Source organism: Variovorax sp. Varisp36 (assembly GCF_047304235.1).
GTDB lineage: Bacteria > Pseudomonadota > Gammaproteobacteria > Burkholderiales > Burkholderiaceae_C > Variovorax.
In genome coordinates this window covers 1-18949 of the sequence record NZ_JBGLYU010000072.1, presented here as the reverse complement: position 1 = coordinate 18949, position 18949 = coordinate 1, and the positions used below count along the sequence as shown (strand labels likewise).

15 protein-coding genes and 4 pseudogenes are annotated in these 18949 nt (G+C 61.6%); 6 read left to right on the top strand and 13 right to left on the bottom strand.

Going from position 1 to position 18949, the window contains the following annotated elements; all coding sequences use genetic code 11:
- Positions 1-768, top strand: a 768-nt coding sequence (locus tag ACCD11_RS27420) for a hypothetical protein (RefSeq protein ID WP_413316209.1), incomplete at its 5' end; no start/stop codon positions are given.
- Positions 769-866: 98 nt separating this feature from the next.
- On the opposite strand, the gene ACCD11_RS27415 is transcribed toward ACCD11_RS27420, so the two are convergent.
- On the bottom strand, positions 867-1514 hold the full coding sequence (locus ACCD11_RS27415) for a response regulator transcription factor (protein ID WP_007835757.1): 648 nt from the start codon (positions 1512-1514) through the stop codon (positions 867-869).
- Positions 1515-1673: 159 nt separating this feature from the next.
- On the opposite strand from ACCD11_RS27415, the pseudogene ACCD11_RS27410 reads away from it, so the two are divergent.
- Positions 1674-1768, top strand: a pseudogene (locus ACCD11_RS27410) (IS5/IS1182 family transposase); the annotation flags it as partial.
- A gap of 137 nt (positions 1769-1905) precedes the next feature.
- Here ACCD11_RS27410 and ACCD11_RS27405 read toward each other — a convergent pair.
- From ACCD11_RS27405 to ACCD11_RS27350, 12 genes and pseudogenes are all read right to left on the bottom strand, one after another.
- Complete coding sequence (locus tag ACCD11_RS27405) at positions 1906-2436, bottom strand: transposase (RefSeq protein ID WP_413316211.1); 531 nt, start codon at positions 2434-2436, stop codon at positions 1906-1908.
- Between the two features lie 10 nt (positions 2437-2446).
- Positions 2447-3700: a group II intron reverse transcriptase/maturase gene (gene ltrA / locus ACCD11_RS27400; RefSeq protein ID WP_413316208.1), complete on the bottom strand. Its 1254-nt coding sequence runs from the start codon at positions 3698-3700 to the stop codon at positions 2447-2449.
- Positions 3701-4220: 520 nt separating this feature from the next.
- A pseudogene (locus ACCD11_RS27395) lies at positions 4221-4733 on the bottom strand (IS5 family transposase); the annotation flags it as partial.
- Positions 4734-5051: 318 nt separating this feature from the next.
- A complete protein-coding gene (locus ACCD11_RS27390; protein WP_413316210.1) occupies positions 5052-6161 on the bottom strand; it encodes an ABC transporter substrate-binding protein in 1110 nt (369 codons plus the stop codon).
- 181 nt (positions 6162-6342) lie between these two features.
- Positions 6343-7299, bottom strand: coding sequence for a PDR/VanB family oxidoreductase (locus ACCD11_RS27385; RefSeq protein WP_413316207.1), 957 nt, complete (start codon positions 7297-7299; stop codon positions 6343-6345).
- Positions 7296-7556: pseudogene (locus ACCD11_RS27380) on the bottom strand (3-phenylpropionate dioxygenase); the annotation flags it as partial. The pseudogene ACCD11_RS27380 and the gene ACCD11_RS27385, both read right to left, overlap by 4 nt.
- A 2-nt stretch (positions 7557-7558) precedes the next feature.
- On the bottom strand, positions 7559-9895 hold the full coding sequence (locus ACCD11_RS27375; protein WP_413316206.1) for a molybdopterin-dependent oxidoreductase: 2337 nt from the start codon (positions 9893-9895) through the stop codon (positions 7559-7561).
- A gap of 100 nt (positions 9896-9995) precedes the next feature.
- Entirely contained in the window at positions 9996-10769 is a 774-nt protein-coding gene (locus ACCD11_RS27370) for a CoxG family protein (RefSeq protein ID WP_413316205.1), read from the bottom strand.
- Positions 10759-11235: a (2Fe-2S)-binding protein gene (locus tag ACCD11_RS27365; RefSeq protein ID WP_413316204.1), complete on the bottom strand. Its 477-nt coding sequence runs from the start codon at positions 11233-11235 to the stop codon at positions 10759-10761. The genes ACCD11_RS27370 and ACCD11_RS27365 overlap by 11 nt, the downstream gene beginning before the upstream one ends.
- On the bottom strand, positions 11232-12101 hold the full coding sequence (locus ACCD11_RS27360) for an FAD binding domain-containing protein (RefSeq protein ID WP_413316203.1): 870 nt from the start codon (positions 12099-12101) through the stop codon (positions 11232-11234). The genes ACCD11_RS27365 and ACCD11_RS27360 overlap by 4 nt, the downstream gene beginning before the upstream one ends.
- Positions 12094-14382: a xanthine dehydrogenase family protein molybdopterin-binding subunit gene (locus ACCD11_RS27355; protein WP_413316202.1), complete on the bottom strand. Its 2289-nt coding sequence runs from the start codon at positions 14380-14382 to the stop codon at positions 12094-12096. The genes ACCD11_RS27360 and ACCD11_RS27355 overlap by 8 nt, the downstream gene beginning before the upstream one ends.
- A 6-nt stretch (positions 14383-14388) precedes the next feature.
- Entirely contained in the window at positions 14389-15378 is a 990-nt protein-coding gene (locus tag ACCD11_RS27350) for a Bug family tripartite tricarboxylate transporter substrate binding protein (RefSeq protein WP_413316201.1), read from the bottom strand.
- Positions 15379-15534: 156 nt separating this feature from the next.
- On the opposite strand from ACCD11_RS27350, the gene ACCD11_RS27345 reads away from it, so the two are divergent.
- The 4 genes and pseudogenes from ACCD11_RS27345 (at position 15535) to istB (ending at position 18828) form a co-directional block, all read left to right on the top strand.
- Positions 15535-16065, top strand: a complete 531-nt coding sequence (locus tag ACCD11_RS27345; protein ID WP_413316200.1) for a MarR family winged helix-turn-helix transcriptional regulator — start codon at positions 15535-15537, stop codon at positions 16063-16065.
- Between the two features lie 21 nt (positions 16066-16086).
- The gene (locus ACCD11_RS27340; RefSeq protein WP_413316199.1) at positions 16087-16407 is read left to right on the top strand and encodes a nitrate reductase associated protein; all 321 of its coding nucleotides are present in this window, start codon (positions 16087-16089) and stop codon (positions 16405-16407) included.
- Positions 16408-16501: 94 nt separating this feature from the next.
- Positions 16502-18013: an IS21 family transposase gene (gene istA, locus ACCD11_RS27335; protein ID WP_307617843.1), complete on the top strand. Its 1512-nt coding sequence runs from the start codon at positions 16502-16504 to the stop codon at positions 18011-18013.
- Positions 18006-18828, top strand: a pseudogene (gene istB / locus ACCD11_RS27330) (IS21-like element helper ATPase IstB). Before istA ends, istB begins: the two are co-directional and overlap by 8 nt.
- Positions 18829-18949: the final 121 nt, after the last annotated feature.

Below are 18949 nucleotides of genomic sequence, written 5' to 3'. Positions count from 1 at the left end.
CCCCTGATTGGCGGCCTGCCGGCACCTGCACCGTCGCCCGCGGCCCCACCCGATCCTTCACCCTCGCCGAGCCCGGCGCCAGCGCCTTCGCCGGCACCAACACCCACGCCTGCTGCATCTGGCTACGCGGCATGCGTCAACGAGGCCGACTGGCATGAAGGCACCACGCTGTCGCAGCAGATTCGCGTCACCCTGGCCTCCGGCCAGACCACGACCTCCGAGACCACCGTGCGCACGACCGGCGCACGTCAATCCTTCGCCGGTACCAACCCCGTCCCCTGGACTACCCCGCTGCCGAACGGCGACGTGTCCACGACGTACACCGATCTTGCGGGTGGCAACGTCATCCAATATGGCTTCGAGGCCAAGACGGCCACGCAAACCAACACCGGCGTCTACGATCCGCCACCGGCCTGGCCGATGGACATGCCCCAGGGCCAGGCGGTGGTCCGCACCTGGGACACGAAGATGACGATCACGGGTTCGAGCGGCACATCGGTGGTCGACCAGGGCACCATGAAGGACGAGGTCACCTACCTGGGCCAGGAGAGCGTACAGACCGCGCTCGGCACCTTTGTCGCCTGCAAGGTGAGCGCCCATATGTACTTGACAAGCGGCGGAACCACGACCGATCAAGGCACCGCGATCAGTTGGATGGCGGCCGAAGGTCCCTATCGCGGCCAAGTCCTCAAGGGCGAGACGCGTGACAGCAAGGGAGCGCTGCTGGCGACCAACGAATCCGTGAACATGACATACACGCCCAAATAAAAAAACGCGCAGCCCGGGCTGCGCCCGTCCTTTCAAAGGTGCCTCGGTCCGGCTCCCTTCGCGCGGTTCTTTCCGTCGAACGGGGCCGGCCTTTTGCTTCACCCGGCCAGCCATCCCACCTCGCGCGCCACACGCAATAGCTCGACGCGGTTGGCCGCGCCACTGAGCTGCAGCATGTTGGTCATGTGCATCTTGATGGCCCGCTCGGTCAGCCCGATCGTGGCGGCGATGGCCTTGTTGCTCATGCCTTCGCTCAGGTGCTGCAACACCTGGGCCTGGCGTGGCGTGAGGCGCACCGACCGCGCCACCTGCGCCTGCACCGACACCTCCGGCGCCGGCCAGCGGGCCTGGCCATCGAGCGCCGCGTCGATGGCCGTCCACATCGACCGGGCATCCTCGCTCTTGCGCAGGAAGCCGTGGGCGCCGTGCTGGCGGCAGGTCTGCGGCAGATGCGGCCGCGTATCGCCCGTGATGACGATGCGCGCGACGCGAGGGTGACGACCGGCAAAGGCGTCCAATGCGGCCAGACCTCCAGCCTGCGGGTCACCGAGATGCATGTCGATCAGCACGCCCTGCACCTGCTGCGCGTCGGCGAGTGCCAAGGCCTCGTCCAGGGTGCCGGCGCACAGAACCCGAACCTCGGGTCGCAGCGCGCGCAAGCCGAAAGCGAAACCGGTCCGGTATAGAGGGTGGTCGTCCAGCAACAGCAGGGTGACGGCGGTAGACGTTGCGTCGAGCATGGGCATGGAAGTCCAAAGAAATGCTGATCAATAGATCGCGGCGGGCACGGCCCGTGCATGTGCATGTGCATGTGCATGTGCATGTGCATGTGCATGTGCATGTGCATGTGCATGTGCATGTGCATGTGCATGTGCGAAGGTACCGCAAATCACAGCACCATCGAGATGAACCAACGCAGCTTTGCCCCGCCGAGCAGGCGATGAAGAAGAAGCGCACACGACGCGAGAAATTTCTGACCGACATGGAACGCGTTGTACCGTGACTTCGCTTAGGGCCCATTAAGGAACGTCGATCAAGTCGTAAATTGATTTGATGACAAGCCTGGGTGTTGTGCATCTGCGCTCGCAGGCCCGTTGCACTGGCATTCGATGTGTTTCAGGGCTCCTGTAGCGTCCCTCAGGCCGCGTGCGGACGCACCTGTCCCATCATCGCAACCAGCTTCCTTCTAGCCATCCACAAGTTCGACAGCGCAAACAGCGTGATCACGTGCGCCGTGTTCTTGGCCAGCCCCTTGAACCGCACCTTCGTGAGGCCGAACTGCCGCTTGATCACCCGGAACGGGTGCTCCACCTTCGCCCGGATGCTGGCCTTCTCATATTCGTTCTTGCGCGCTCTGGCCTTGGCTCGTCCCTCGGGCATCTTCGCCATGTCACTGGGCCGGCCCGCAATGTGCCACTGCACATCGCCCGTCACCCGCGCCTGCGCGCCCCGATAGTCCGAGTCGGCCCACGCCTGCTCTTCCTTGCCGTGCAGCAAGTCAGCCACCTGTTCCACGTCCGCTTCGTTGGCGGCCGTCGCCGTCACGGTATGCACCAGGCCCGACTCGGCATCCACCACAATGTCCGCCTTCATGCCGAAGTGGTGAGTCGGCCGAGGGAACTGCCCCCTCCGCCGCTCGCAGAACCGTACGTGACACTCTCGCGTCATACGGCTCCCGTCATCCAACCTGTGGTCCAGCCACGCGCCAGTGATGGAACAGCAGCGGTTCAGCGCTTTGCATCTTGTCCAGCCATTCGACGCTAGCCGCCTTGCGGCGGTGAAGGGCCTTGTACTTTCGTCGGGCCCAACGTTCGAGCGCGCGATCAATGTGCTGGAAGATACCAAGCATGGCGGTCCGGTAGAACGCGCTGTAGTATTGCCACCACCCTTGTATCACCGGGTTGTATAGCCGAGCCACGTCAGCCAGCGTCACGTGTGTCTGGCGATTGAGTCGCCAGCGGCGCACCGCCTGCCGCATTCGCCGCAAGGCATCATCACTGGCTCCCGGCAGGAAGCTCGTGAAGAGCTGGTCTTGCTTGCTGTGAGCCTTCCTTGGCCTGAACGTAAAGCCCAGGAAGGTGAAGCTCACATTCGAATACTGTTCGGTGCGGTTGCTGTCCTTGCAATACACAACCTTCGATTTCTCAGGATGCATCGTCAACCCGCAGCCCGTCAGCCGTGACGCGATGGAGCGCATCACGTACTCCGCCTGCTGCCGACTGCGGCAGTGAACCACCGCGTCGTCTGCATACCGGGCGAACGGACAGTTCGGGCTGGTGCGTTGCATCCAGGTGTCGAAGGCGTAGTGCATGAACAGATTCATCAGGATGGGACTGACCACTCCGCCCTGCGGAGTACCGCGGTCGCGCGGAACGCGAGCGCCGTCCTCCGTTTCGAACGGTGCAACCAGCCACCGTTCGATGTACAGAAGAATCCAGTCTTCCTTGATGTGGGCGCGTACCGCCTTCATCAACAGCCTGTGATCAATCTGATCAAAGGCCGCCTTGATATCAAACTCCACGACCCAGTCATATCGCCAGCAGCGTTCACGAGTGATCGCCACGGCCTGCTTCGCCGACCGTCCTGGCCGGTACCCATAAGAGTCCGGATGGAAGATCGGGTCCAGCTCTGGCTCGATGAGACGCTTGACTACGGTTTGCGCAACACGGTCAGAGACCGTGGGCACTCCCAGCTTTCGCGTGCCTCCCGATGCCTTTGGAATCTCCACCTGCTTGACCGGCGGCGGGAAGTACGACCCCGACGACATCCGGTTCCACAGCTTGTACAGATTCTTCGACAGGTCCTGCTCGAAGTCGGCGATGGTCTCATCGTCGACGCCGGCAGCACCGCGGTTGGCCTTGACTTGCTGGTATGCCTCCCATACCGTCCGCTTCGCTATGCCGTAAGGTTTCGCCGAGTTCACGCCGCTCATCCCCGGAGGTTGGCGACCTTCGTCGGCAGGATAACGCCGCCCCTTCGCTCCACCCCCATTACAGAGGCTTCATCGCTACTACGGGAGGCTCCGCCCCTCACCCCAGCGTCGGTATTCTTCCTCATGGTGTTGGCCACTTGTCATTTCCCTTTGCATCTGGAACAAGGTTCTCACGTTCCGTACTAAAGCCTGTATTGAGATCATGCCGCCTATACACCGGCTGCCATCGGGTCCGTAGACAGGTATCGCCCCGATTCGTCCTGAAGCCAATGGTCCACCTCAGTTTTGACAGCGCTTTAGGCATAACGATGCGTCGTCGGACGGTTTGCTTTCGCTCATCTTCTCAATACGTACCTGCCACCCCTCAAGGGATGACTTTCGCCCAGTCGCTCACCACCGCGCCTTTTGAACGCAGCAGCACCGGGTGGTTTGAAGCCAGCTCCTGCAAGCCGGTTCCGGGAGGCCTACTTCCATCTTCAGTACAGCACCACAGGTCTGCCGCCTGTGTTCGTGACACACGCCACTGGTTGCCCTTCTTCGTCTGGTGCATCTCCGGATCTCGCTCGCCACTTTCGTTCTTGGTCGAACTGGGCGCCGCAATGATGGTTGCGTCCACGATAGAGCCGCGCTTCAAGAGCAGTCCCTTCCTGGCCAGATGGGCGTTGACCTGCTTGAAGATGTCTTCGGCCAGATCGCTGGCCTCCAGCAGGTGGCGGAAGTTCAGGATGGTCGACTCGTCAGGGATCGCCTCCAGACCGAGTCCGGCGAACGTGCGCAGCGAGGCGATCTCATACAGGGCCTCTTCCATCGCGGGGTCGCTCAGTGCGAACCAGTTCTGCATCAGGTGCACGCGCAGCATGGCTTGCAGCGGGTAAGGTCGACGGCCTCGGCCTGCCACTGGATAGTGGGGTTCGATGACCTTGAGCAGTGCCTTCCACGGCACTACAAGCTCCATCTCGCCAAGGAAGACTTCGCGCCTGGTCTTCTTCCTCTTGCCCGCTTGCTCCGCATCCGCAAAACTGATCTGGCTCATCGCTCGTGCTCCTTTGCAGGATTCAGTCCTTCATGCAAGAAACGTGCTCTTGTTCAGACCTTCCCTTGTTCAGACCTTCCCTAACTTTCTCCAACGCCATAGCGTCGACTATGTCGCGCCGAGTTAGCGGTGTGATTTTCATCGGTTATTTTGATCCGGATCGTTGACGCTGACACCAATTGACCGACCAAAGGGAAAGAGGCCACAACTCCAAAGTCCGGATGCTAGATCAATCCCGATCTGTCGAGCAAGCGCAAGAAGACGCGGCGCGAGGTCTTCCTCGAAGAGATGGAGCAGGTGGTGCGAATCCCGTCGAGCCTATTGCCGAATTTTCCCCGCACCGCTCACAATGGACAGTTCTACGCGATGTGAGCCTGTCCGCATTCCAGGCTTGAACGACAGCAAATACCCACCTACGTCGTAGTTGTCCATCGCGTCCAAAGCCGCAGCCGTCCCTTCCCGCGTGGGTGCTCGACCCTGCCGCCGCACCGCTTCGACAATCACCTTGGCGGCAATAAAGCCTTCCATCATTGAGAAGCTCACGGGAACGTCTGGCTTGCCAGTCTGCGCAACAAGATCGTTGAACTCCTTGGTCACCTTGCTTGCGATCGTGTATGGACTCGGCGTAACCTGCGCAATCACGACTCCTTGCAACTGCTCTTTCGAAAGACGCTTCGCCATCTGTTCAATGTCCGAACCTGAATGCGAGAAGATCTGCGCCCCACCGCCGATCGCTCGATACTGCTCGATGAAGTTGGCTGCCGTGGCGCCCGACGTAATAAGCAAGACTGCTTGTGGCTGCGCCTGCAAGAATTCGTTGGCCGCCTTGCCAATGCTGTTGGCCCCCGGCTGATAGGCGGCTTGCACGATGATTCGAGCCTTAGCCTTCTTGGTCGCTTCATCAATTGCGGCCATGAGGTTCGAGTTGTTGGGTCCCCCTTCGTAGAAGAGTCCTAACCTTGTGATGCCGATCGTGGCGAGGTGTTCCGTGAGCTTGGTGATCTCGTCACGCAATCCTGCGCGGACGTTGTAGACGTACGGCGTCTCCGCCCTAATTTCCCACGAGCGATAGCCGACGAGAGCGATCCCTTCCTGCTGCAGAATATTCGACGCAAGCAATGCCGAGATATTGTTGTTGCCGAAGTAGCCGCTGAGCACAAGAGGCTTCGCCTGCGTGAGCAATTCCTTTGTGAGCGAGACGGTGTCCTCGTGACGGCTGCCGTCGTCCTTTCTCACAAGAACAAACTGGTTGCCATTCATGCCTCCCGACTTGTTGACATGCGTGAAGTACAGTTCCATGCCATCGCCGTAGGCACGACCTTGACCTGCCTCGGGGCCCGACAACGGCCCTACTTGGCCCACCACCAAGTTTGCAGCTTGGATGGCACTTGCGTACAACGACAAGATGGCGAACAAGAGGCCACACATCCTAGCTCTCGCGCTTGAACTGCCGCCGTGAATGGCCGCTCCGCCGTGACAGATGCGTGATGCAAAAGCTATTGGCATACTCATTCGCCCTCCTGTGTCCGTTGAAAGTCCTCTACAAGCCCGTCGTCCAACTCTTTCACGATCACAGTCACGCTTTGTCGACGACGCATCTCCTACCTACTTAAAGGTCGAGCACAAGCCACTCGCTTTTGCAGCCCGAGACGCACACCATCATTAGCTTGCCGCTCGCTCGCTCCTTGGCCGTCAGGATCGAGTCACGGTGATCGGGTGTTCCCTCAAGCACGCTCGTCTGGCACGTGCCGCACACGCCTTCGCAGCAACTGTGGTCTACCTGGACGCCAGACTCCAGCAGTTGGTCGAGCAGGGACGTGCCCGGAGTGACCTGCAGGGTCCTGCCAGTCTTTGCTAAGTGCACAACATAGGTCGCGCGAGCGCCCTCAGCAGGCTTCTGTTCTACGGCGGCGAACCGTTCGATGTGTGCGTTCGTATGACCGAACTCCGCCGCGTGCCTTTCGAAGGCATCTAAAAGCGGTGCGGGGCCGCATGCATACAGATGCAGTCCGGCGTGAGGGCGATGCGCTTCAAGTAACGCTCGCAGGTCAGGAGGCCCACCCGCCTCATCATCGAAATGCGTCGTGATCTGCGCGCCGAGCGCTTGCAGTTCATTCAAGAATGCGGCGCTTGCACGCGAACGAGCGAAGTAGATAAGTTCGAATGAGCCGCCCAACTCGCGAAGACGTCGCCCCATGCTCAAAATGGGGGTGACGCCGATGCCGCCGGCAATCAAGACGCTGTGCTCGGCGCCCTCGTGAAGAGGGAAGTTGTTGCGAGGTGCGGAAATAGGGAGCGTCGCTCCGACCCGCAGTGTTTCGTGAACATAGCGTGATCCTCCCCGAGTTGCCCGGTCGCGCAGTACCCCGATAACGTACCGGTGCCTCTCGGTCGATGAGTTCAGCAAGGAGTAGTTGCGAACTAGGCCGTTGGCGAGATGGAGGTCAATGTGCGCACCCGCATCGAACGGCGGGAACTCACCGCCGTCCGTTGGACGCAGTTCGACGCTGACGACACCATCAGCCTCGAGCCGCATCTGCTGCACTGAAGCTTGCAGTAAACTCATACCGCTATCCTGCCGTGGGCTGAACTTGCTCGGTGGGCTAGCGATTTCAGGAGTCGACGCAGGCGCACCAAGCCAACGTCGTGCTGATACAGCATTTCGCGCGTATTCGCATCGAGTTGCATTTGCTCGAACACGATGCGATCCTGCTCGAGGACGGTCCCGTGGCGCGCCTCCAGGCGGTTGCGGTATAGGAAGCGCCAAGTGTCGCGCATCCACCCGTCCACCCTGCGGCGGCGCCAGAAGAAGACTGCGCAAACCGTCACGGGTAACCCTCGGCCTGCTCAGCGGTAACGAAGGACGGCGGCTCAAAGGCTGTGACCGCTAGAGCGTCGTGATATTTTTCGACCTGCACCAGCGCGGTTTGCACCATCGTTCCTTGCGCCAGTTGGGATGTGCCTGTATCCAGGGTCACTACATTGGGATTCCCGTGCTTCTCGAGACTGCCGGGTTCGCCGCCGTCAACGGGGTCGTACCAGGCACCGGTAGAAATCTGAATCACTCGAGGCAGTAAATGCTCGGCAACTTCCACACTCGCCAGGAAAGCACCGCGCTCGTTGAAGACCCGAACGGTGTCGCCGTCGGCCAGGCCGCGACCGGCGGCGTCATCGCGGTGCATGAGCAACCGCTCGCGTCCTCCGAGTTTGCTTTTGCGGCTGACGGGCGAGTGATCGAGCTGGCTGTGGAGCCGTGGCTTGGGCTGATTCGAGAGCAGATGCAGCGGGAACTTCGACGTTTGCTCGGAACCGAGCCACTCCGCCGGCGGCAGCCACGATGGATGCGGCGGGCAGTCGGCATAGCCGTATCCAGCAATCTTCGCCGAGAAGATCTCGATCTTGCCGGAGGGCGTGGACAAGCGATTGAGTTCAGGGTCCGACCGGAACTCACCGAGCAGCGGCGGCATCTGCGTCGGGACTGGAAACTGGTAGAGCCCGTCGGACCAGAACGCGTCAAACGGCGGCGGCTCATGCCCCTGGGCTTGCGCCTTGGCACGCGCACCTTCATACATATGCCGAAGCCAGCCCATCTCGTCGCGGCCTTCTGTGTATGCGAGCCCGAATCCGAGGCGATACGCCAAGTTGGCCATGATGTCGAAGTCATTGCGAGCCTGCGCGACTGGCTCCACGACCTTTTTCATTGCAACCCAATAGGGCGTGTACTCCTGGGCCAGGATATCGTTGCGCTCCATCGTCGTCGTAGCGGGAAGCACGATGTCTGCGTGTTTGGCCGGTGGGTTCCACCAGGGCTCGTGCACGATCACCACCTCAGGCTGCTGCCACGCTTCTAGAAAGCGATTGAGGTTGCCGTTGTGGTGGAAGGGATTGCCCCCGATGGAGTACACCAGCTTCGTGTCCGGATACGTCACCGTCTGGCCGTCATACTGAATCTGGGCGCCAGGCCGCAGCAGCATGTCACCTACGCGCCCGACCGGCACGTACGTTTTCACCGGATTGGGCCCGAGCGGAAGCGTCGGCCGCGGAAGATCAGTGTGGTGTGGGATGTTGATGCCGCTGATTGCGCCGAACCCGAGGCTGAAGCCGCATCCCGGCAGGCCGATCTGGCCCAGCATCGCCGCCAGGCTGATCGTCATCCAGATTGGTTGCTCTCCGTGATCGGCACGTTGGATCGACCAGCTGGTGGTGACCAGGGTGCGTGACTTCGCCATCGTCCGCGCAAGGTTCTTGATCGTTTCCTCGGGCGCCTGCGTGATCTGGCTGGCCCAGCGTGCGTCCTTGGGCTGCCCGTCGTCTCGGCCCATGAGGTACGCTTCGAGCCGCTCATACCCTTCGCAATACTTGATCAAGAATTCGCGGTCGGCCAAGCCTTCGGCCGCCAGTGTGTGGGCAAGTCCGAGCATGAACGCGGTGTCCGTGTTGGGCCTCAGGGCGACCCAGTCACTGCTCACCTCGCTTGGCAAATCTTGGCGCAAAGGACTGATGTTCACGAATCGAACACCGGCTTCTGCGGCCCGCCGGAACCAATCGGGACTCTCATGCACGACGGCGCCACCAGGGTCGATGTGCGTGTTCTTCAGCGACGCGCCACCAAACATAACCACCAACTGGGTGTGCCGGACGACGTCCGGCCAAGAGACGACCAATTCCGTGATATCGGACCGACCGATGACGTAAGGCGTGATGTGCAAGGCAGCACCGAAGCTGTGATTGCCACGCTTGTCCGTATAGCCGCCGAACAGGCCAAGAAACCGCTTCAGGACGCTCGGGGAATGGTGCAGCCGTCCCGCGCTCGCCCAGCCGTATGAACCTCCGTAGATAGACTCGTTGCCGTGCTGTGTCTTGACCCTCTGCAGCTCTTCAGCGATCAAACCCAGGGCCTCTTCCCAGCTCACAGGCACAAATGGCTCGCCCCCGCGGCGGGTGGTGCGTTTGTGTTTCAGGAATCCAGCCCGGACGTGTGGCTGCGAGATCCGAAGCGGACTGTGGACAGTGTCAGGCAGGCTTGACAAATACGGTGGCGGGTTCGCATCCCCGCGGAACGGCGTGGTCCTCACGACCTTGCCATGTTGATCGGTTTCGACCTCGTAGACACCCCAGTGGGATGCGGTCTGGGTCTTACGGTGAGCTCGGATCGGTTCCATGTCATGTCTCCTGGTGAGCCGGGTTCCGGATCCGCTGAGGATGCCGTCGTGTCGCGGACCGGACCTGCAGATGTTTATCTACTACTGACTGGGAACCAGTTCAGCGCAAAGCCTCGCGCAGCACGGCCGCGCATTCGCCCGCCGCTTCAAGTGGCCAGTGGACAGTGATCGAGGTGCCGTCTCGCTGAATGTCGATGCGGATCATTCGATCTGCCTGCGTCACGGTGCCGCGGTTGCCCAACGCTGCCACCAGCCGGGACCACCAGCCTGGTTTAATGGCTTCCGATGCTGCAGATCGAGCGAGCACGGGCAGGGGTTGCGAATGAGCGACCGAAGCTTGATCGGATGACTCGCTATCTTGTATGGACGCTACGCCGGCTTGCCGTGCTACGGCCTGCACTGGGACAGGTCCGGCTGTCGGTGTTGCGACCCCTTCGATGCGCTGCTTGAGGTTCTGGCCGAACTCCTCCCACAGCCGATCAGCCTTGGTCTTCATTGCACTGAGGCCGAAGTTTGCCAAGCGCCCGACAACATCCACTTTCACCTTCAAGCGAAGTTCCGTGCTGCCATCCGGCTGCGGGGTCAGGAACACCTCGCTTTGCTGCTTCATCGAGCTCGCGACCGATGTGTCCTCACCCGTGCCTTCACACCGCAGGTAAGACGGAGCACGCTGTTCGACGATGGTCGTCTTCAGGCGGAACTTGGCGCTGATGAAGGACACCTTCACCGCCATCACCGCCTTGTACACCGTTGGACTCACCACCTCGATGGATTGCATGCCTGGCACGCAGCCGCCCATCACTTGCGGGTCCAGCAGCATCTCCCAAACTTTTTCCGCCGGGGCGTTGACCGCCAGAGTCTTTTCAATTTCCATTCATCTTCTCCGCTGCCTCCAGCACCGACTCCACGATCTGGCTATAGCCCGTGCAGCGGCAAAGGTTGCCGTTTAAACCGGCACGTACTTCGTGCTCGGTAGGGTGGGGGATTTTCGCGAGCAGCGCGCATGACGCCATCAGGAAACCCGGTGTGCAGTAGCCGCACTGCAGCCCGCCGCAGCGCATGAAGCTCTCCTGCAACGGATGCAGTTCGGCGCCCTGCGCCAAGCCCTCCACCGTCGTCAGGGTGCAGCCGTCAGCGTGTACCGCCAGTGCGAGACAGGACTTCACTACCTCGCCATCAATCAATACCGAACAGGCGCCGCACACGCCTGTCTCGCAACCGCGCTTCGTGCCTGTGAGATGGAGGTCGTCACGGATGAAATCGGCCAACAGACGCCGAGCGGGCACTTCTCGCTGCTCGGCCCGATCGTTCACGACCAGTTCGATGGTGTGCTTGCTCATGCTGCAGCCCCTACTCCAAACAGTTCACCAATAGAACGGCGGCTGACGATGCGCACCATGTCCCGACGGTATTCCTCGCTGCCCCGCGAATCCGAGATGGCCTCAATGTCGGCTGCAACAATCTCGGCGGCCTCGGCGGCTACCTGCGCCGTGACGGTCTTTCCGGCGAGGAATTGTTCCGCCCGCTCCACCCGTCTGGGGACTGCGACTGAAGCGCCGACGACGATCCGGGCCTCTCGGCATAGGCGACCATCGCGACGAGTCATCAGGGCGACGCTCGCCAAAGGCCGATGCTCGGCCGCCGTACGCAGAAAGCGCGTGTAGCAACCGCTTGTTTCGGGGAGCGGGGTTGGAACGCGAATTTCAACCAACAGTTCATCCGGCTCGAGGGCCGTCGTGAAATAGTCGATCAAGAATTCGTCGACTGACAGCACTCGTTCGCCCCTTGCGCTGCCGACGACGACTTGGGCGCCATGGGCGAGAAGACACCCCGGGGGATCGGTCGCAGGGTCGGCATAGCAGAGATTGCCGCCCAGCGTTCCCTGGTTGCGTACCTGCGGATTTGCCACCTGCGATGCCATCGCGGCCAGTACTGGATAGTGCTTCTGCACAACTTCCGAACGCGAAAGTTCCGAATGCTTCACGAGAGCGCCGATACGCAACCCGCTCTGAGGATCGAAGCTGATTCCGCGCAGACTTTCGATTTTTGCCACAGACACGACATGACTTGGGGCCAACATGCGTTGGCGCAACGCGAGCAGCAAGGCCGTGCCTCCGGCCATCACGCGTGCCTCGTCGCCGAGATCCGCGAGCATTTGGCTCGCCTCCGCGACCGTATCGGGCTGCAGGAAATCGAAGTCATGCATGCTGATCTCCTTCGTTGCGACGGCGCATGGCGGCAAGCATTTTTTCGGGCGTGATAGGCAAGTCCGTGATTCGCACGCCAACAGCATCGAAGACCGCATTGGCGATCGCCGCGGCACCGGGCAGGATGGCCGTCTCGCTCGCTCCCTTCGCGCCGTAGGGGCCATTCGGTTCGTTCGATTCGACGATGCCGCTGCGCAGCATCGGGAGCGAGTCGGGCGGGGGCATCGTGTAGTCCGCGAAATTGCCGTTGGCTATCCGGCCGTCTTCGACCTTCAACTGCTCGTAAAGCGTCCACCCGATCGCCTGGGCGGCCGCGCCGTTGCTCTGACCATGCACCGCCTGAGGATTGAGTGCCTTGCCGCAGTCGTCGGAGAGATAGCTGTCCGTCACTACTACCTGCCCTGTCTCGGTGTCCACTTCGACCTCGACAGCTTGCGCCGCAAAGGAGTAGGCAGGCGCGATGTTCCCCATTAGGGTTGTCTTGTCGAACATCTGCGTCTGCGCGTCCCAGGTACCACTAACCTGGATGCCTTCGCCACCATCGCGCCAGATGTGGGCGCGCGCAAGCTCCGCATACGTGCTCTTGCGATCCGGCGCCGTGATCACGCGCACGCATCCGCTTGCCAGTTCCAGCTCTTCATTCGGCACGCCGAGCAAGCGCGAGGCTTGCGCGAGCAACTTGTCTCGAGCTGCACGCGCCGCAACGATGGCAGCGTTGCCCGCGACGATGGTGACGCGGGATGCAAGCGAGCCGATTGCGTAAGGCGCCGAGTCGGTGTCGGGCTGCATCACATGCACGTGTTCTAGCGGCAACTGGAGTTCGTGCGCGACGACCTGTGCCAAGACGGTCATAGCGCCCTGGCCCATGTCTGCTTCGGCGCACTGCACTACCGCGCGGCCATCTTCGTTAATTTTGACGAGCACCGTTGAGCCATCCCAGTCGCCTATCGTTCGGTTGCCGCTCACGTGCATAGCCGCCGCCAATCCCACGCCGCGCCGCTTGGCGCTCTTGCCTGGCTTGCCGCGCTTTTCCTTCCAGCCGATGGCATCCGTGCACTGGGTCAGGCACTCCTGCAATCCTGTGCTTCCGATCTTCCAGCCGTGAACGGAGGTTTCGCCGCGCTCGATGGCATTGATTCGGTGTACCTCAAGCGGATCAAGATTGAGCTTGCGCGCCATCGTGTCGATGTGGCTGTTCAGGGCAAACAGCATCTGCGTGCCGCCGAAGCCGCGGAACGCGCCGTGCGGCGGCGTGTGGGTGTACACCAGCGTCGCGTGCGACCTGACATTGCGAAGTCGATGCATGTTGTCGCTGCGCATTGCGCTCACGTGCATCACTTCCGCCGAAAGTCCACTATAGGCGCCGCAATCTGCAAGTATCCGCACGTCCTTTGCGAGGATCCTGCCCTCGCGATCCATGCCTAGCGTGAGTGTGATGCGCTCGGGTACGCTGCTGCAACATGCGAGAAAGTCTTCGAGACGGTTGTTGACCAGTCGAACAGGTTGGCCGGTGTGCAGCGCTAGCAGGCCCGCGATTAGATTGTTAGCGTCTTCGATGATCTTTCCGCCAAATCCCCCGCCGGTGGTCGCCTGGGTCACGCGCACCATTGACACCGGGAGCTCCAGCGTCGATGCGAGCCGAGCGCGTGCCAGGAATGCGGATTGTGTGGAAGTCCAGACCTGCAGCCGCCCATCAGCATCGACTCGCGCGACGGTAGCCATCGGTTCCATGTAGCCCGGATACTGCGAATGGGTCGTATACGTTTCTTCGTGCACCAGGTGTGCTTCGGACAACGCGCCGTCCACATCCCCGCGTTCGAACCGGATCTCATGCGAGACGTTGTTGCGCCCAGGATGGATCCCCAGTGCGTCGGCGGCCAGCGCTGCCTCGGGCGTAAGGAGAGCGGGCAGCTCTTCGTATTCAACATGGATCAAGTCGAGGGCATCGCGCGCGATCTCTTCCGTCACGGCTGCCACGGCTGCGACTTCCTCTCCAGCGAAGCGGGCTACGCCCTCGGCGAGAATGCGGCGCTCCTTGTGATGTGTGCCCCAGCAGGTGCGTGGACCGTCGCCACCTGTGACCACAGCTCTGACTCCCGGCAGGGCCAGCGCCTCGCTCGTGTCGATGCTGACAATCCGAGCATGTGGGTAGGGGTTGCGCAAAACTTTGCCGTGCAGCATCCCCGGCATCTGGATGTCTCCGGCGTACTGCGCCCGCCCAAGCACCTTGGCCTGGGCGGAGACCTGGGGTACGGAGGTCCCAATGGTCGAGGTGCTCATGGCAGGTTACTCGGTGGTGATATGAAGATCCTGAATCACCTTGCCCATGAGCTTGTATTCAGTGGCGTTCGTTTCCTTGAGCACCTCAGGGGCGCCGCCGACGGGCAAAGTGCCGAACGTCGCCAGCTTGGCTTTGATTTCGGGTTGAGCCAGGATTTCGTTGATGTTTTTGTTCAGGGTTCTGATGACATCACCGGGCGTCCCCTTGGGGGCGAAGAATCCATTCCATGCGCCGACGACGACGTCCTTGTAGCCGGCCTCGCCGAGCGTCGGCACATTGGGCGCCAAAGGCGACCGTTTTGCATCGCCGATTGCGAGCTGCGTCAGTCGGTTAGCAGCGACGTATTCGCGAACGACGCCGAGCGTGACCCATGCCGTGCTGACATGACCAGCCACGACGTCGGTGACGGAAGGCGCCACGCCCTTGTACGGCACGTGCGTGATATTTACGCCCGCACTGTGGTTCAGCCATTCGCCCAGCACGTGCATCGGAGATCCCGCACCTGGGCTGGCATAGCTCAGGGGCTTGCCAGCCTTGGCGGCAGCGATCATCTCTGGGACGGACTTCAAGCCGGTGCCGGGGTTGGTCACCAGCACCAACGGCTGCGTTCCAACTTGGATAATGGGCTCGAACCCGTTGAGTACGTCGTAGGTGGACGACTTGGGTAGCCGCATCACCATCGGGGCGGTGGTGAACGGATTGGGCGTGAACAGGAGCGTATATCCGTCCGGGTGAGCACGGCTGACGAACAGATTTCCGATCGTTCCGCCCGCTCCGGGCTTGTTATCCACCAGAACCGGCTGATTGAGCCGCTGGCCGAGCCTCTCGCCGAGCATCCGCGCGATTGAATCGGTGTCGCTGCCCGCAGGGTACGACACCACGATGGTGATCGGCTTCAAGGGGTACGCCCCTTGGGCCAGGGCCGCGCCGGGACTCGACAGAGCCGCGACAAGGGCGAGCGGAAGCAAACTCAGGAAGCGACGGGGAATGCTCATACGATGCTCCTTTTTGTTCCATCTATGGAACACTGGTTCAGGGGTGAACGGCATCGTACAACCTTGTTGGCAAATCAACAAGGTATTATCCCGTAGGTGGTGTCGGCTTTGCTCCTGGTCCGATGCGACCCGCCGCCACAGAAAGAGTTTTCCTATATGCACTCCACATTTGAAGCCAGCGAATCCAAGACTCGATCGAGTTGCCCTTGGGACGACCTAAACCCGAGCGGCGACGGACTGCCGGTTACCGAGTTTTTAACGTTGCGGGTCGTGAATACCGGCAATGCACTGCGTCGATCTATCACAGCCGAGTACGCCAAGCAGTTTGGCCTGTCCATCGCGGAATGGCGTGTACTGTCGGTACTGGCGCACTCTCGCGAAATGCTCTTCTCACAACTCACTGTTGCGGCATCAACGGACAAGGGTTCCTTAAGCCGCATGCTGCGTAACCTTCAGGAGCGCGGCCTCCTAGAGATCCACAGTGAGGGCGCTGGTTATCGCAAGAAGGTCACGTGCACTGTGTCAGCGGCCGGTTTGCAGCTGTATGAGCAAGTGATGCCGATCGCCCGCCGCCGCCAGGCCGAAATGCTTCTGCAGCTCGAGCCCGAGGAACGACGTGTGCTTTATCGCACGCTCCGCAAGTTGCTCGAGCTTTGCGGCCCGCAGGACGATTCAGGGGATGACTAGAAGAACATCGGGGATGCAGCAATGAGGCCAGACGTGGAACCGACCGTGTGTCTGGACTTTGAGGCGGCCCAAGCTAAGTCGCTTGAATGGCTACCGCTCGCAGTCCGTTTCAAGCTCGATAAGACGCACCTCACGTTCACTCTGAAGGAGTGGCAAACATTGTCAGTAGCGATGCGGCGAGAACTGCTCTTTGCCCCCTTGGCGCGGGGTCACTCTGGATTCGCATGCCGCGCAGCTAAGGCCGGAGCATCGACAGACGCCCGATTCTTGCCAGTCGGCAATGAAAGTGCCGCTGAAAAGCAGGAACCGAGCTCATTTGTGTTGGCGCCGACCGGAAACTGAGCCAGTTTTGCAGGTAGTGCCGAAGTAAAAGTGAGCCAGGTGTTCAACCTACCCTGCTGTTTATTTAAGCAGCGGGGTTCGAGGAGTGATCACCATGGACATGATTGGCAGGATCCGACGGCTGCACGTGAGGGACAAGCTGTCGGAGCGCGAGATAGCGCGCATGACAGGGCTGTCGCGCAACACGGTGTCGAAGTGGCTGCGCGCACCGGTAGCCGAGGCGCCGAAGTACCGGCGCGAAGCACGGCCGAACAAGCTGAGTGCATTCGAGACAGCGCTGAAGCAGGCATTGACGGCCGATGCGCGACGGCCCAAGCATGAGCGGCGCACGGCACGCGCGCTGCACGCCGAGATCAAGGCGGCGGGCTACGACGGTGGTTACTCGGCCGTCACTGACTTCGTTCGAGCGTGGCGCCAAGGCGAGGGGCAGGCAGTCAACGTCACCGCGTTCGTGCCGCTGAACTTCGAGCTCGGCGAGGCCTTCCAGTTCGATTGGAGCGAAGAGGGCCTGGTTGTTGGCGGCATCTACTACCGCGTGCAGGTGTCGCACCTGAAGCTGTGCGCGAGCCGTGCGTTCTGGCTGGTGGCATACCCGAGCCAAGGCCACGAGATGCTGTTCGACGCCCACACGAGATCGTTCGCAGCGCTGGGCGGTGTGGCGCGCCGAGGGATTTACGACAACATGCGCACCGCAGTCGACAAGGTTCACAAGGGCAAGGGCCGCACCGTCAATGCCCGTTTCGCCGTGATGTGCGCGCACTACCTGTACGACCCCGACTTCTGCAACGTCGCATCGGGCTGGGAGAAGGGGCGTGTGGAGAAGAACGTTCAGGACAGTCGTCGACGCATCTGGATCGAGGCGGGCCAGCGCCGCTTCGGCTCCTTCGTCGAACTCAATGCATGGTTGGGCGAGCGCTGCCGGGCGCTGTGGAACGAGGTCCGGCATCCCGAGCACAGTCAGTTCAGTGTGGCCGAGATGCTCGAGCACGAGCGGCCCCACCTGATGCCTATGCCCGAGCCCTTCGACGGCTACGTGGAGAAGCCGGCACGGGTGTCGAGCACCTGTCTGGTGTCGGTGGCACGCAATCGTTACTCGGTGCCATGCGAACTGGCCGGGCAGATGGTCAGCACGCGGCTGTACCCAGGCAACGTCGTGGTGGTCGCAGAAGACGCGGCAGTGGCGCGCCACGAGCGCCTGAGCGCCTCTGGCGGCACCCGCTACGACTGGCAGCACTACATACCGCTCGTCCAGCGCAAGCCTGGTGCATTGAGGAACGGTGCGCCCTTCGCAGACATGCCCGAAGCGCTGCAGCAACTGCGCCGCGGCCTGCTGCGACAACCCGGTGGAGATCGCGTGATGGCCCAGGTGTTGGCCATCGTGCCGACGGCGGGGCTGGACGCGGTGATCGTGGCGGTCGAGTTGGCACTGGAGAGTGGCCCGCCTTCAGGCCGGGTCAGCGTGGAGCACGTCGTCAATGTGCTTGGCCGGCTCACCGCGCCGGCAGCACCGCAGAGTGCCGAGACGGCGCTGCAGATCGTCACGCCGCCGCTGGCCAACACGGCACGCTACGACAGCCTGCGTGGACAGGAGGTGGACCATGCGTGACGTGACAGTCGAACTCAAGGCACTGCGCCTGCATGGCATGGCCAGTGCCTGGTGCGATCTGGCGGAGCAAGGTGCAGCGTCCGGCCTGGATGCCTCGCGCTGGCTGGTCGAACACCTGCTGCAGGCCGAGACCACGGACCGTTCGATGCGTTCGGTGCAGCACCAGATGAGCTCGGCGCGCTTCCCCGTGCACCGGGATCTGGCCGGCTTCGACTTCGATGCCTCGGTGGTCGACCAGAAGCTGGTCCACCAGCTCGCGATGCTGGAGTTCACGGAGGCCGCGCACAACGTTGTCTTGGTCGGTGGTCCGGGCACAGGAAAGACCCATCTGGCAACGGCTCTGGGCGTGTCGGGCATCACGCGCCACGGCAAGCGCGTGCGGTTCTACTCGACGGTCGATCTGGTCAATGCCCTGGAGCAGGAGAAGGCCCAAGGCAAGGCCGGGCGTATCGCGCTGAGCCTGCTGCGAATGGATCTGGTGATCCTGGACGAACTGGGCTACTTGCCGTTCAGCCAGGCCGGCGGCGCGCTGCTGTTCCACCTGCTGTCCAAGCTGTACGAGCACACCAGCGTGGTGATCACCACCAACCTGGACTTCGCCGAATGGTCGACGGTGTTCGGCGACGCGAAGATGACGACCGCCTTGCTCGACCGCCTTGCTCGACCGCCTCACGCACCACTGTCACATCGTGGAGACGGGCAACGAGAGCCATCGGTTCCTGCACAGCAGCTCCACCGCGAAGAAGCGCATCAAGGCCAGGGAGCAGACCCGCAAGACAGGCGCCAAGGCCGATCCAACAGACGCCGTTGATTGACGGCCGTCGCGCGTGACAAGGCGCTACGGGCTTCACCCTTCGCGCTGTTGATTTCCATCCAGAAGTGACCCACTTGGCCGTGTGATTTCCATCTAAATCTGACCCACGTGATAACCCTAAC